Annotated in this window: 1 tRNA gene; it reads left to right on the forward strand. The window is 46.2% G+C overall.

The features are described 5' to 3' along the window. Nucleotides 1-137 precede the first annotated feature (137 nt). Nucleotides 138-210 (forward strand) — tRNA-Gly (locus AAEZ18_RS19885). Nucleotides 211-212 lie beyond the last annotated feature (2 nt).

The following is a 212-nucleotide window of genomic DNA, read 5'->3' on the forward strand; positions in this document are numbered from 1 at the left end:
ATTGGTAGACACAAGGGATTTAAAATCCCTCGACTAACAAGTCGTGCCGGTTCAATTCCGGCCTCGGGCACCACTTTGTGGTTTAATTACATTACCAAGTGTAATTTATAAAATGTTTAATTTAGAACTAATATGATGCGGCACTAGCTCAGTTGGTAGAGCGCGACCTTGCCAAGGTCGAGGTCACGAGTTCGAGCCTCGTGTGCCGCTCC

It is taken from the genome of Pseudoalteromonas sp. 19-MNA-CIBAN-0066, from assembly GCF_040308705.1.
Lineage (GTDB): Bacteria > Pseudomonadota > Gammaproteobacteria > Enterobacterales > Alteromonadaceae > Pseudoalteromonas > Pseudoalteromonas nigrifaciens.